Genomic DNA, 13,728 nt, shown 5'->3' with positions numbered 1-13,728 from the left:
GATTAAAGTATTTTTATACTTTTTTACTTTACTTCCTCAGCTTGGATGCGAGTAGTGGTGCTAGTAGTGGTGGGTATCACTTGTTTTAACAACTGATTTAAACCTTTATTGAGTTACTTGCGTCTCAAGGAGCATAATTATAAAAAATTGTATTTTTTAATAGCAAGATCGATTTGCTATACAATACCACGTGCTAAATTTTGACATTAGGGACAATTTTGATGCTTACTCGTTTTTCGTACTTTTGTACCATTTTATCCATAGTTACCACCTCATTTTCGACATTAGCTTCAGATGTTTTAGATTGTGTTATTGAGAGTTATAGTCAGCCAAATAGCCCGTTTACGGGTTTACCTAATCCTGCCGAACAGGGCGAACATAAATACACAGTGATGAACTATGGCGAACGACCATTTTTATTTGCTATATCAAAACCTGATGTAATTGCTCCAAATGTGAGCTTACCTAGCTTTCTTTCCGACTATTCTCGTAACCAAGGATATGAGGACAATGCCTACCACAAATTTAAAAGTAGTAATTTACCTTTGGAGGCTAAAGTTTGGCTTCCGTTGGGAGCCCAACCACTACCGTTAGTATTATTAGTCCATGGAAATTCTGCCCCGGGGTTTGATTATCTAGGTGAATTGCTCGCCAGCCGAGGTCACTTTGTTGTGCAAGTAAATCAAACTTATTTGAATGATTTATTGGGAGAAAATGGTGCCCGTGGTTGGATACTACTTGAACATATTAAGCTGCTGCAAAAATGGAATGCTGAGCAAGGTCACGCTTTTTATAACAAAATAGATTTAGAGAATATCGCTTTAATAGGGATGTCTAGAGGAGGGGAGGCTGTTGCTTTAGCTGCATCATTTAATCAATGGAAGACCTTACCAAATAGTAGTGAATCAACAGAGTTTGGTTTTAACATTAAATCCATTGTCGCTTTAGCCCCAATGGACGGGCAATATCAACATGCTGATGGTAGAAACATCCTGAAAAATGTTAACTATTTAGTGTTACAAGGAGGTCATGATGCGGATGTTTATCAGTTTCTTGGTAGCCAACAATGGCATCGAACTCACTTCGATGATGATAAAAACTACTTAAAGCAGTCCATTTATATCTATCGTGCTAACCATATAAACTTTAATCAAGATATGTCTGATGATTTCCATTGGGGAAGCAGCAAAGATTTTTATTCTAAGCTATTAACACCCAAACAACAGGAGAATTTAACTAAAGTGTATGTTTCTGCTTTTTTGGAAGCTACATTGGCGAACGCAAAAGAGTATCGAAAAATTTTTAGACAACCTGTGGCTGGTGAGTTTGGTCTTCCTGACGATATTTATATCAGTCGCCATATGGCATCTGATTTCAAAGTTATAGAAGATTTTGAAAATGTAGCTAAAAAGGAAAGTACCGTTAAAGTCCTATCCGATAAAACGTTAACAGAAGTGCCAATCAATATAGACTCAGAGCGCCTAAGAAACGGAACTAAAACTTCTAATAATGTATTAAAGGTTCAACTTAAGAAACAAGTTGAAACACGGTTGAGCATTAAGCTTTCAGAAGCTGAGTTGTTACATAAAAATCACAAAGGAAAATCCTACCTAAGTTTCTCACTGGCTCGCGCTGATTCAGGAGAAAGCGAAGGGTGTGGAGCATACAATTTGTTATCTGATACGAGGGTAGAGCTACTTGATAAGTCTGGTGTAGTATTTAAAAAAAGTATTGGCGTATCTGGCAGTGTCTCCCCTTTATTAATTTCTGACTTCTCTGAATTGGAAAAAGGTGATATGAAATATGCGCCGACAGAGCCAGTATTGCAAACCTTTACGCTCCCTATTGAATTGAATAAGACAATCAGTGCCGAAAGCGAATTAGAGCTTGTCTTGATTTTTGCACCGAAGCGAGATGTATCTATCATCGTGGATGATATTGGGATAACTAGTTCTATATAGCCCATCAGCTTTCTTTTAAAGAAGCTAGTCATTAGCGCATTAGGAAAGTTAGTTTGCCTTAAGATGAGGCATAAAATCGTTCTTAACGGCGGCTATTGGCACTGGGTCGACATTCGGTTCTAAATTGTTTTTGTCCCAATACAAGTTGAGTGAGCATCCGTTATCGCAATTGGATTTAAGATATGAAATTGCTGTTGGACAGCTGAGTTTGGCACTTACATTTGCTTAAGCCCTAACAATCAAGCTTGACAGATAAAGTTAAGGCTTATGCATCTTAAGACTGTTCACCTTCAAAATAAAGATGAAGAATTCGGATCAAGCCAAGGCTTGATCCGGTTTTCGCTTAGTGTTGTGGCTGTGGTGGGAAGTTAGCCAGCAACTCCGAAATGGTTTTGTTAATTGACGCTGTTCTTTGGTCTGGTGATTGGTTGCTACGTAAGCGACCTTCTTTTGCTCCGCGCCAAACTAGCTGGTTAGACGCTTTGTCTATCATATCGAGTACAAGCGTGCCCACTTCATATTCACGTGTTGTGGTCTGTGTTTGCCAGCCAATACCCCAGTAATTCCAACGCGCACCATAAGTGGTGTGAAGCGAGTCAGATTCAATTTTTGTATCAACTGATGCGTGATAGTTAACCAGTAAGTCGGCCGATTGCGGATCGGTGAGGGTGAAACCTTGTTTGCTCATTTCGTTTTGAATTGCACTGCGGATCCGCTTTTCCATTAAGTCATTAACTTGGTATTCACGACCATTATTTTTTAGGTCCGCTTCGGGTGACCAAGCATAGGTTTTATAGTTAGCGAATTGTACAGACTTATCATAATCCCAATCAGGGGTTTTGGCGCAGGCCGCTAACATCAGCACCAAAGTGGCGATAACAATATTCTTAAACATGTGTCTTTACTCCTTAGTCGGATGTTTGCTCTACCTTAACGTGTTAAGGCGTTAAATGGTAGAGACAAGCATCCTTTAATAATTGTGTCTAAGACATTAACTTGGGATTAATGTTCCACTTCTATCCAGTCTTTTTCATCCACCCAGTTTTGGCTACCTTGTGCAACACTACGGATCGGCACCAAGTAGTCACAGCTGATCTGTGGTTTCACCGATGCAAAAATTGGCACAAACCCAAAGCTTAGTGCGGTTTCGATAATAGCCTTTTGGTTTTGTGGGTCGATATCCGCGGCTTCATCGATGTAAATTGGGATACGATACATTGCTTGCTCTTGATCAGATAGCAGATAGCGAATAAATAGCATGCCACATAAAAGCTTGATGGTGATCCGCGTACCGTTTGAACCGGCCGAGTCAATTTTATCAAAGTGCTCAGTGTCACCTGCGCGGTTGACCACTTCAAAGCGAATATCAAAGAGATCGGTTAACGTCAATCCCGCTTTGTCACTTGCTAGTTTGATGATGTGATCTTTCGCCTCATTAACAGATTTCTCTGAGCTAGGCTGCTCGCTGAGTAGGTCTAAACTTTCGCCTTTTTCATATAAATCTGAAGTGCTAATAATGGTATCTATGCTATCAACTAGCATCTTACGAGGGATGACATTGATTTTGAATGCCTGCAAGTTAGAGATACGATGCTGGCTTATGCCTTTGTTAAAACTGTTCATCTCTCGGCGTAAGCGGTCTAAGTCTTGACGCAGTCCTTTAATGGTTGCGGCCACTTCGGTGAGCGCCACTCGCGCTTGTTTATCGACGGCATCTCGTTCGTTATCTAAGTTATGATACGCACTGATCAGCTTTTGGTACTTAATAGTAACGTCTGACTCGTTTTCAAACTTAGTGATCCCAGCATTGTAGATATGCAAGTAGGTATTACGCACATTAACGTCTAAGTTTCTAAGCTCATTACAATCTTTATTAAACTGGTGGATCACTTCAGAGAGGTTATCAAAATCTAGGTTAATTTCGATTTCGTACGGTGCCAGCTTACCCGAGTATAGGTCTAGTGTGTGGTCGATACGTTCTGACTTCACTTGCTTTAGGCGGTCGGCTTGGCGCACCAATAAGTCTTGCTTGCTTTTAATGATAGAGCGGCGGTCTGAAATCGAACCAGCATTACGTTGAATATCATGCAAATATTCATCAACTTGCTCTCGTTCCATCTCCAGTTGCTCTTTTAGTGCTTGTTGAGCATCAACAGATTGCAACATGGTTTGATATTGCTCAAAGCGCTTCATGGCCGCTTCGGTAGCCATGAGTTCATCATAAAGCGCATCACGCTCTTTTTGCTTTTCAGCGACGTTAGCTGCTACTTCACGCTGCTGCTTTAAGTCGCTAAGTGATTGTTGTAGTGACTCCAGCTGTGCTTGCAGTTGGGCTTTGTTCTCACCGCTTTGCATTTGCACGGGACTTAGTTTTTTCAACTTAACGGTAGCGCCTGGTACTTTAAGCTCACCACCTTGAACTGACTTAGATAACGACTCCAAAAATGCGCCAAAGGCATCTTCGTCGGTGATATCAATTTCACCTTGAGAAGTGGTTGAAAACGATAACAAATCTGGATTCAAGATCCGTGAGATCTCTTCCACTTCTTTTAAAGAAAGATCTTCACGCATACGAGTAAACAGGTTGAACTCAAGGTTCTTGAGTTGCAGTTTTAAACTCTTAATCTGCTTTTGTGTTTCGTTGATGCGAAAATCAAGGGTATGGAGACTTTGCCCCTGTGCACTATTAATAGAGAAGGAAAGTTGCTCATATTCCTTTTTCAATAGCGTTAAATTGGTTTTAAGCGTTGCATGATTAGTCAGTTCAAATTCACGTTTTAACGCGTGGAAATCAGTAAACCATTGCTCGATTTGGGTTTGCTTACGCTCGATATCGCGAGACTGTTGGACGTACAGCTGCTGCTTAGACTCAAATTCGCGCTTTTCGGCTTCTATGTCTTCTAGCTGTGTTGCTAATTCCGCAATTTGCTCGTTGTGATAGTTATCATATTCAACCAAAGCTAAATCGAGTTTCGGGGCGTAAGCCGCTAATTTACCTTTTAATACTGCCTCATTTTCAAGCATTTTCTCAAGGGCTGAAATTGGCTCTTGCATCGATTCCAGCGCATTCAGCTCACGGCGTGCACGGTTTACCTTATCAAAAGCGCGACGCCAGACTTCATAAAAGTCGACTTTCGAGTTCGACATATGGCGTTCGAACACCTTGAGCATAAAGCGCTTTACGTCTTGCGCGCCGAGTTTATGCAGATTCAGAATACGACGGAATATTTCTTTGTATACAGGCGCATCTTGGACATTATTCAGTGGGATCATCTTCAGGTTGATATCACCATCAAATGGTGTGGCGCCGCCTGTGAGTAGGGCATTAAGCTCTTGTGCTTTTAGCTCTACAGGTTTGAGTTGCTTTTCCTGTAAGTGATTAAATAGCTTAGTGTACTTGATGATACTTTTACCTTGGGTGTAATCATCAAGATTCAGTTTGCCTTGATAGCAAAAAAACTGGTGTGCGTAACCGGCGATTTTACCCAGTCCTGCAACGCCAATGACCACATCGCCGTGGGGGAGGTTGGCTTCCAGCAAAATATAGGATTGATCAGAAGAGAAGTAGAACTTACGCGTTTCTTCTAAATCGTGACCATCCCATTCAGTCAGTCTTAAATCGTTGATAAGTGGAAATTGCAGCGCATTGATCACCGAGCTTTTACCAGTGTTATTTGGAGCGCAGATAGACGCGCTTTTATCCAGAGGAATGACACACTTAGCGTATCCGGCGGTGTTTAATAATGCTAGTTTACTTAAGCCGTACAACTGCTCGCTCATAGCTCGTCCTCAATATCATATTGTTCTTCGTTTACTTCCATTAGCGCGTCAATGTAGCGATAAATCGGTGCAAGTAGCATAAAGCCTTGCTCAACCTCACGGGCTAGACCCAGTCTCACCATACGTAAAAACACGTCTTTTCTGAGATCTGAGCCCGAAAAAATCTCTAGCTGGTCAAAAAGATGCTTATTGAGCTGCACTATGGTTTGCATTAGCTCTAGATCGCAGCTTTCATCAAATAGTACGCGAAGCGGATCTTTACCTTGGTTGGCATAGTGTTCAATCAAAATATAAATAGTTAGGGCAATCGCACGGGAAATTTTCCCCATATTTGGCGTGCTTTCATCGCTTGCCAAATAATAAAAGCCACGGGCATCGTGCTGTAAATCATGGCCTAAGGCTGAAAATAGTGCTTGATAGCTATCAATTTGCTGATCTAATTCTTGCCAAAGGGTAGTGTCTTGCTCACTGATATGATACCCGCTCACCAATTTTTTATTAATGGCTTGGAGTTCATTGAGCATGTCTAAGTTAATTGTCGTCATAATGCTAATCTTGTTTTGCTTTGGCACTAAATGGATATAAAGAGAAGGTATGCGATGCGATAGTGATCTTACTCTTTTGTTGTTCTTGGCTAAGTGCCAAGTCAGATTCGTTGATCAGCTTTTGATAAAGAAACAGCATTTCGTCTGCTTCAAGATCTGGGTAGCTATCGCTTAAAAAGCCCAATAGTGCCTGGCGCTTTTTACCGGTTTGTTGAAATCTCGTTTTTACCGAGTTGTAATCTGGAATGTTAGGACTTTGATAAGCAGGCACATCGTCGTGATCGGGCAGCTGATATTCTTCATGCTCAAACTCAACGAGACTTGCCATATAAGCGACCATGTGACGCTTTTGTCCGAGGTTAAAACGTTGAATGTCTGACACAAATTCTGGTTGAACTGGTGAGAGTAAGCGGTCAACGCCGCGCTTTCTAATTTGTCCAAGGACTTTGGAGGCTTGGCGTGTAATGAGTGTATTACGGCGTAGCTCTTCTCTTAACGGCATTAGGAGATCGGCACTGCGGCTTAAACTTTCTCTACCAATGAGGTGCATATCTAAAATACGTGTTCTGAGCTGCTCCAGCATACGTTTGTCTGCAGCGCCACGGCCTAATTGTTCAATCTCGTCAATTTGCTCACTGACCTGAAGCTCTATTTGATCAAAGCAGCGTTGGAAAGGGCCATGAATATCGACCATTTCCAGCATCGGTTCGATATATTCGTCAAACGCTTCCAATACGGCTTTATATCTCATGCCAAGAGAAAGCGTTGAGGTGTCAGATTTGGCTTGTTCAACCAAGTTCATGATAGCGCTTTCGTTATGTTCGAACAGCTTAACAATTTTACGAACGCGTTCGTCCATAATGCGGCTAAAACGGCGTAGCTCAGAGTAGTCAGCCTCTTCACCAGCTTGTGCGATGCGATTACCTAATCTTTCTAAGTCTTTTACCAGCACAGTGATCTCTTCTGCTAAACCAAGGCTCTCTTCTTGTAAAAGAAAGCTGGCGAAGTCAGCGATTGCACGGTTGATTTCTAACTGTGAAGATTTAGCTAAAGGGATAATAATTTCTTGTTGGAGTAATCGATTGGTTTCTTTATAAATTCGTTCACTCGACCAGCTAGGGTTTTTCTGTTTTAGGATGTTTTGTACATCTTTTAGACTGAAATCTGCGAGCTTAAATCGTTTAAAAAGTAGCTCGAGTACGCTCCAGTGTTCATTTATCGTATTTAATAATTTTTTTGCTGGGATCATAACTTTCCAGTGTGTAGTAGTTAAGTTACATCACTACTTCATCAATTTGTCACAAAATGTTTATCGTACGTAGCATGGGGACTGTGATGGTGCTAGAATCCGCCGCGAAAACGAACCCACCCCTTGTTACATTTAATTACAGGTTGTTTACGCATTATGGTCACGCCCATTATTCTAACCCTGATCGCCATCGCTTTTATACTCATCGTTATAGAAGATATTATTCACGTAAACAAGGCCAAAACAACGCTTTTTTTTGGTACTTTATGTTGGATTATCGCCTTTATCTCTCCAATTCATGGTCAAAGCCCAGAAATTGTACAAATTGAGCTAGACCATAACATTTTGGAAATCGCGACGCTTTGGTTGTTCTTAATGGCTGCAATGACATTTGTTGCCTACTTGAACTCAAAAGGGTTTATCCAAAATATTGTTCACCGGATCATGCCAACCCATATTAGCGAACGCAAGCTAATGTTTTTGGTCGGTGCGTTTGCATTCGTATTTTCGTCAATATCGGATAACATCACCGCGACGCTTATTTCATTAGCTGTAGTCATGTCTTTGAAATTAGACCCGAAAAAGCTAATTAGATATGCGACGTTAATCATCTTTAGTGTTAACTCCGGTGGGGTATCATTGATCACCGGTGATGTAACCACCTTGATGATATTTCTAGCCGATAAAGTGACTATCCCTGATCTGCTTTTACTAATCGCTCCCTCTATTTTTAGCGTATTTATCTTAGCTGCGATGCTGTCAATCGGCATGAATGATAAGATCACCTTTGAAAAGGCTGAATTACGCAGAATTGAAAAGACCGATATCACCATTGCGCTCATCTTCTTATCAACCATTTTTGCCACGTTATTCTTAAGCGTGCAATACCATGTACCGCCGATGTTAACCTTCTTATTTGGCTTGTCTTTGATGTTCTTAATGGCGCAATTCTTGATGCGCAAGAAGGACGTAAATAAGAAAATCATCGACTATATCCGTGAAATTGAATACGACACTTTATTGTTCTTTGTGGGTGTGCTGTTATTAGTTGGTGCGTTGAAAGAAGTCGGTGTATTGTCTAAGTTTACCGATTTATATCTGCATCTTGCGCCGGAATACGCAAACTACTTGGTCGGTTTAATGAGTGCGGCGGTAGATAACGTGCCTTTGACGGCTGCGCTATTAAAAGCAGACATTACGATGACTCCAGCGCAATGGCTAACCTTTACTTATGCGACTGGCGTTGGTGGCTCTATGCTCATTATTGGCTCTGCAGCGGGGATCATTGCAATGAGTAAGGTTAAAGCTTTAACCTTCTCAAGCTATCTTAAAATGAGTATCTACCTGCTTATCGCATATACCATTGGATATAGTGGCGCGTATTTCGCGGGTCAGCTTATTTAAGACCAATGGATTTAATTTTTTACCGCTTTGGGATAAGTTTTTCATAAATAACTTGACACCTAGACGGCTAAAAGATAATTTTCTTACATCGCCCGCATTTATTGCGGGCTTTTATTTTGCTTTTATTCAGATTAACAAAGGCAAAATAAACAGAAGAGGCGCGATGCTTAGGTAGTTAGTGTGAGGTGACGAGACCAATGATCACTAGTGAGGGAAGTATTCGCCGAGGAGAAAAGTTGCTCGTCGCAACGATTCTTCGGTTTACGAGGCTGAATCCTCGGAACTGTCACCGTATTGGTGGAGAGCTTCTGGCAAAGGTCATTTCAAGCGTTCGTCTTTCTAGAAATCCCATGCCGAGTTCTCCTTATAAAATTTGACTGTGCCAACAGTCGAGAGGAGAGAAAATGAATTCGCAGTATGTTGTAGCCAAATTTGGCGGTACCAGTGTCGCTGACTTTGAAGCTATGTCTCGTTGTGCTCACATTGTTCGTGACAACCCAAATGTTCGAGTGGTCGTTGTTAGTGCATGTGCTGGCGTAACCAATCACCTTGTAACGCTAACCCAACAAAAGGAAGATGAAGCCGGGCGCAAAGCAGTTGTTGCAGCGGTTGAAAACATACAGCAAGCGATTATCGACCAAGTGTCTTTGGATGCTGATCTTGCTGAGGGTTACAAGCAAACGTTCAGTGAATTTGAAAGCCTTGCGAGTTTACCTGCACTTAGCAGACAGCAATGCGATGAAATGCTGAGCTTTGGCGAACGTTTTTCTTCTTATTTGTTTACCCAAATATTACGTAATAACCAGGTTCAGGCGTCGCGCTTTGATGTACGTAAAGTGCTTAAAACAGATAATCAATTTGGTAAAGCGAATCCAAATGTCGCAGCTACGCGTGAAGCTGCGCAAACTAATTTGGTCGCGCTACTTGGCGACACAGTACAGGTGACACAAGGGTTTATTGGTAGTGACCAATACGGCCAGACGACTACGCTTGGTCGTGGTGGTTCTGACTATAGTGCTGCATTGTTAGCTGAGGCAATTGACGCGTCAAGTGTGCATATTTGGACCGATGTCGTTGGTATTTTCAGTACCGATCCGCGTTTGTGTGTAAAGGCTAGACCAATTCCTCGTTTGAGTTTTGATGAAGCGGCAGAAATGGCGACATTTGGTGCCAAGGTGTTACATCCCGCAACCATATTGCCAGCGAGTCGTAAAGGTATTTCAGTATTTGTTGGTTCAAGTCGTGATCCGCAAGCGGGTGGCACTTGGATTGAAAAAGAGAAAACGGCGCAAGCAGGCATTCGTGCAGTGACACAACGTAAAAACCAAATACTATTGACGTTAAAGAGCCCTGAAATGCTTCTTGCTAGCGGCTTTTTGGCTCGTATCTTCACCATTTTAAGCAATTACAATATATCGGTTGACTTGGTAACGACTTCGGAAATTAGTGTTGCGCTTACGCTGGATAATGCGCCGAATGCTTCTCGACCAGAGTTAGAACAAGCTTGTTTGGATGAACTTGGCGAGTTTTGTCATGTGACCGTTGAAAATAATCTTACTTTGGTGGCCATGATAGGTTCTGAGATCCAATTGAAGAAGTGCCAACTTAACCTGATGGATGTGTTGTCAGAGTTTAATATTCGATTGATATGCCATGGTGCGAGCAAGCACAATCTGTGCTTTTTAGTTGAGCAGCAGGAGTCAGATCAGGTTGTGCAATCAATTCATGCTAAATTACTAGAGGTTGCGTAAGTGAATTTATTGTTTTTTAGTAACTAATAAAAAAGTTGCATTATTGAATAATGGATGGCACTTTGTTTATAACGGTTAGGGTCTGCTGACCATCAAGTTTGTTTTTCCCTAGGAGTGCCATCATGAATTATAAAGACGTCTACGAATTCTGGTTTGTTGAATGCACTGAATCAGACTGGTGGAAGAAGTCTGCGGACTTTGATCGCATTATAAAAAATCGCTTCGGTATTTTGCACCAAATGGCGCACCAAGGTGAGCTTTCGAGTTGGAGAGCAACACCACTTGGCGCGCTGTGCGAAATCATTATATTAGATCAGTTTTCACGCAATATATTCAGAGACACTCCAGAGGCGTTTGCCTGTGATCCTTTGGCGCTAAGCCTCACCCAACACGCTATCGAAAAAGACTATCACCGCCAGCTCAATGATACTGAATTGATGTTTTTATACCTACCCATGATGCATAGCGAAAGTCGCATCATCCACCGTGCCGCTGACCATTATTTTCGCGACCTGCCTAATTATGATTTTGAAGTCGCGCATAAAAAAATTATCGATAGATTTGGCCGTTATCCCCATCGAAACGAAATACTCAATCGCGATTCAACAGAAGAGGAAATGGACTTTCTAGAGACGCCCAACTCGAGTTTCTGAGGCACGGCTAGAACCTCTCGCATTTTCAGCGGAAGTACGTATAATCGGCCGTCTACAAAAATAATGATTGATTACAGACATGGCTCATACGCGCGATGGATTTCAAAGCCGACTTGGCTTTGTGTTAGCAGCAGCTGGTGCGGCTGTTGGACTTGGTAATATTTGGGGATTTCCCACACAAGCTGCAAACCACGGTGGCGGTGCATTTTTACTGGTTTATTTTGCGGTGATTTTTTTACTCGCATTACCTGCACTTTACACAGAATTGTATTTAGGCCATCAGGCACAAGCAAACCCAGTTAAAGCACTTAAGACAGCTTGGCGTGAAGGTAATCCGAAAATAGGAGCCGCTGCGGGGTATGTCGGCCTTGCTGGTGCTATTGTGATGCTCAGCTTTTACTCCATTGTGGCTGGGTGGATGCTGTCTCATGCACTTGATCCTCTTGCGCAAATGGCTGAACTAGATGCTGCACATCAGTTTCTTAGCGGTGACTCGATGCTGAGAAACTTTATCTTTACGCCACTGATGTTAATTTTGACTGCGAGCATTATTCTCAAAGGCGTAAAATCAGGCATAGAAGCTTGGTCGCGCCGACTTATGCCTTTGTTACTGGTATTACTGCTTTGCCTTATTGGCTATATGGCAACATTAGACGGCGCAGCAGAAGGATTTAGAACGTATTTAGTTCCAGACTTTTCAAAAATTAGCGATCCTGACTTGATCATCGCGGCGATGGGGCAGGCGTTCTTTTCGTTGTCGTTAGGTGTGGGCTGCATGATGATTTATGGCTCGTACTTAAAACCGAACGAAAATCTACCTAAGCTTACGTTTAGTGTTGCAATGCTAGACACCAGTGTCGCATTTTTGGCCGGTTTACTTATTATCCCTGCAATATTCGTTGCGCAGCAAAATGGTGTTCAAGTATTTCAAGACGGCAAATTAATCGGTGAAGGCCGGCTGATTTTTGCCATTTTACCTGAGCTATTTGCCAATATGGGGGAAATGGGATTATTAGTTAGCCTGACTTTCTTTGTGCTTATGTCTATTGCGTCGGTAACTTCTACCATTTCTTCAACAGAAATTCCGGTATCTTTCTTGGTGGAAAATCACGGCTTTAAACGTAAACAAGCGACTTGGTTGGTTACGCTAGTTATTTTATTAGCATCGAGCACGATTATTCTAAACTTTGAATGGTTGTTCGAACTGGTGATCAGTCTATTCACGCAATATCAGCTACCATTGATGGGACTGTTCTACTTTATTACTGTTGGCTGGGTTTGGAAGCGCGGTAATCAGCTCCACTTAGAATCCCGTGGTGTACATTACTGGTTTGCTCAGTACGTTAGATTTGTTTGCCCAGTCTTGATGACAGCAGTGTTTATTAACGTAGCACTGGCAAAGTAGTGATCATTTATTTTCAAAACTGGGAAGCATAGGCTTCCCGGTTTTATTTTGATAACAAGGCTCAGAAATCACGTGGGGAAACAAACTCCCCAGCTTGAATGCTCTCGTAAGTTCGTTGCGCCAATGAATCTAAGTTGGCTAAGTCTTTTCCCATTGCAGCCAGTTGGTTTGTCACTGGCATAATATCGATATCTTCAACCCCAGAAAGTTGAGCCACTCTGGCAAAAGTATACGCGTGCTTATACTTTTCGTGTTTGTAGAAGATGCTGACTAAAGATGAATAGACTTCTGGGTTAGGAGTATGACCACTTTTATTTAGTTCTAGTACACGGTAGAGAATATCAACGGTTTTATCATCATCTACTTTGGCGTAAAACTCTGCAAGGAAAAGCTGAATTTCGGGATCGTTTTGAACTCTAGGGTCATCCTGCATGTTCAGTAGTTTGTTCATTGCTGTGCGATCATTGTTACGAGACCAATGATAGTAAAGCAGGCCTGGATGGTTAGTGCCTTTTGTTTCATTGTAAATACGTGTCATTTCTTTTAATGCAGTGAGATGACCTTCCACTCGTGAAGTGGTTTTTTCCTTTAACTTGATGTGCTCAATTTTGGCGGCGCGAGAAACACATTGGTTGTAGCTTTCTAAATTCTGCAACAAGTCATATTTGTTTTCGTCCGTCGGTGACTTGTATTCGTAGTAGCGCGCATAGATAAGCGACGCACGTTCGTCTTTACAGTGACTGTCTTTATTTAAGTCTTCACAAAAACCAGGCGTTTCACTACACACTTGGTTCAAGGTTAGGGTGTCGTCGCAACCAGCAAGTAGTAACGCTGCAAAAACTAGCGACTTTTTAAACGCCATAGTTTGACCTCAATGATTTTTTATAATTATAGGGGGTTACGCCCGAATAAACAGGGTAGAGCTAATAGTTTACTAGTTTAACGCAATGAATTGTTCGGTAACAGTGGAGAATCACGGC

The 13,728-nt window shown here is 41.9% G+C and carries 10 protein-coding genes and 1 riboswitch; of the genes, 5 read left to right on the top strand and 5 right to left on the bottom strand.

From position 1 onward, the window contains the following. Positions 1-221: 221 nt before the first annotated feature. Positions 222-1,961, top strand: coding sequence for an alpha/beta hydrolase family protein (locus NO992_RS06925; protein ID WP_371375496.1), 1,740 nt, complete (start codon positions 222-224; stop codon positions 1,959-1,961). Between the two features lie 343 nt (positions 1,962-2,304). On the opposite strand, the gene NO992_RS06920 is transcribed toward NO992_RS06925, so the two are convergent. The 4 genes from NO992_RS06920 to NO992_RS06905 form a co-directional block, all read right to left on the bottom strand. Then, positions 2,305-2,856, bottom strand: coding sequence for a DUF4136 domain-containing protein (locus tag NO992_RS06920; RefSeq protein ID WP_010371911.1), 552 nt, complete (start codon positions 2,854-2,856; stop codon positions 2,305-2,307). Positions 2,857-2,963: 107 nt separating this feature from the next. Beyond that, positions 2,964-5,741 (bottom strand): ATPase, encoded by a 2,778-nt coding sequence (locus tag NO992_RS06915; RefSeq protein WP_088530842.1) that lies wholly within the window; start codon positions 5,739-5,741, stop codon positions 2,964-2,966. Continuing rightward, a complete protein-coding gene (locus NO992_RS06910) occupies positions 5,738-6,286 on the bottom strand; it encodes a hypothetical protein (RefSeq protein ID WP_010371906.1) in 549 nt (182 codons plus the stop codon). Before NO992_RS06910 ends, NO992_RS06915 begins: the two co-directional genes overlap by 4 nt. 4 nt (positions 6,287-6,290) lie before the next feature. After that, a complete protein-coding gene (locus NO992_RS06905; protein ID WP_010604512.1) occupies positions 6,291-7,535 on the bottom strand; it encodes a hypothetical protein in 1,245 nt (414 codons plus the stop codon). A 156-nt stretch (positions 7,536-7,691) separates the two neighbouring features. Here NO992_RS06905 and nhaD point away from each other — a divergent pair, with 156 nt between their 5' ends. From nhaD to NO992_RS06885, 4 genes are all read left to right on the top strand, one after another. After that, complete coding sequence (gene nhaD / locus NO992_RS06900; protein ID WP_010371900.1) at positions 7,692-8,939, top strand: sodium:proton antiporter NhaD; 1,248 nt, start codon at positions 7,692-7,694, stop codon at positions 8,937-8,939. Positions 8,940-9,084: 145 nt separating this feature from the next. Further along, a riboswitch (Lysine riboswitch) is annotated at positions 9,085-9,255 on the top strand. 88 nt (positions 9,256-9,343) lie between these two features. After that, a complete protein-coding gene (gene lysC / locus NO992_RS06895; RefSeq protein WP_017219273.1) occupies positions 9,344-10,690 on the top strand; it encodes a lysine-sensitive aspartokinase 3 in 1,347 nt (448 codons plus the stop codon). 122 nt (positions 10,691-10,812) lie between these two features. Next, positions 10,813-11,343, top strand: coding sequence for a DUF924 family protein (locus NO992_RS06890; protein WP_371375491.1), 531 nt, complete (start codon positions 10,813-10,815; stop codon positions 11,341-11,343). A 79-nt stretch (positions 11,344-11,422) separates the two neighbouring features. After that, positions 11,423-12,748, top strand: a complete 1,326-nt coding sequence (locus NO992_RS06885) for a sodium-dependent transporter (RefSeq protein ID WP_371375488.1) — start codon at positions 11,423-11,425, stop codon at positions 12,746-12,748. 61 nt (positions 12,749-12,809) lie between these two features. Here NO992_RS06885 and NO992_RS06880 read toward each other — a convergent pair whose 3' ends face one another. After that, complete coding sequence (locus NO992_RS06880) at positions 12,810-13,610, bottom strand: DUF2989 domain-containing protein (protein ID WP_371375485.1); 801 nt, start codon at positions 13,608-13,610, stop codon at positions 12,810-12,812. Between the last annotated feature and the right edge of the window lie 118 nt (positions 13,611-13,728).

The sequence above is a fragment of the Pseudoalteromonas sp. DY56-GL79 genome (assembly GCF_041414765.1).
In the GTDB taxonomy this organism is placed as follows: domain Bacteria; phylum Pseudomonadota; class Gammaproteobacteria; order Enterobacterales; family Alteromonadaceae; genus Pseudoalteromonas; species Pseudoalteromonas piscicida.
The sequence above is the reverse complement of the archived record's forward strand: the minus strand, read 5'-3'. Positions and strand labels throughout refer to the sequence as shown.

Bases quoted from the DNA above. Each gene is read 5' to 3' on its own strand.
- NO992_RS06925 (WP_371375496.1), top strand. From the start codon at position 222: ATGCTTACTCGTTTTTCGTACTTTTGTACCATTTTATCCATAGTTACC.
- NO992_RS06920 (WP_010371911.1), bottom strand. From the start codon at position 2,856: ATGTTTAAGAATATTGTTATCGCCACTTTGGTGCTGATGTTAGCGGCC.
- NO992_RS06915 (WP_088530842.1), bottom strand. From the start codon at position 5,741: ATGAGCGAGCAGTTGTACGGCTTAAGTAAACTAGCATTATTAAACACC.
- NO992_RS06910 (WP_010371906.1), bottom strand. From the start codon at position 6,286: ATGACGACAATTAACTTAGACATGCTCAATGAACTCCAAGCCATTAAT.
- NO992_RS06905 (WP_010604512.1), bottom strand. From the start codon at position 7,535: ATGATCCCAGCAAAAAAATTATTAAATACGATAAATGAACACTGGAGC.
- nhaD (WP_010371900.1), top strand. From the start codon at position 7,692: ATGGTCACGCCCATTATTCTAACCCTGATCGCCATCGCTTTTATACTC.
- lysC (WP_017219273.1), top strand. From the start codon at position 9,344: ATGAATTCGCAGTATGTTGTAGCCAAATTTGGCGGTACCAGTGTCGCT.
- NO992_RS06890 (WP_371375491.1), top strand. From the start codon at position 10,813: ATGAATTATAAAGACGTCTACGAATTCTGGTTTGTTGAATGCACTGAA.
- NO992_RS06885 (WP_371375488.1), top strand. From the start codon at position 11,423: ATGGCTCATACGCGCGATGGATTTCAAAGCCGACTTGGCTTTGTGTTA.
- NO992_RS06880 (WP_371375485.1), bottom strand. From the start codon at position 13,610: ATGGCGTTTAAAAAGTCGCTAGTTTTTGCAGCGTTACTACTTGCTGGT.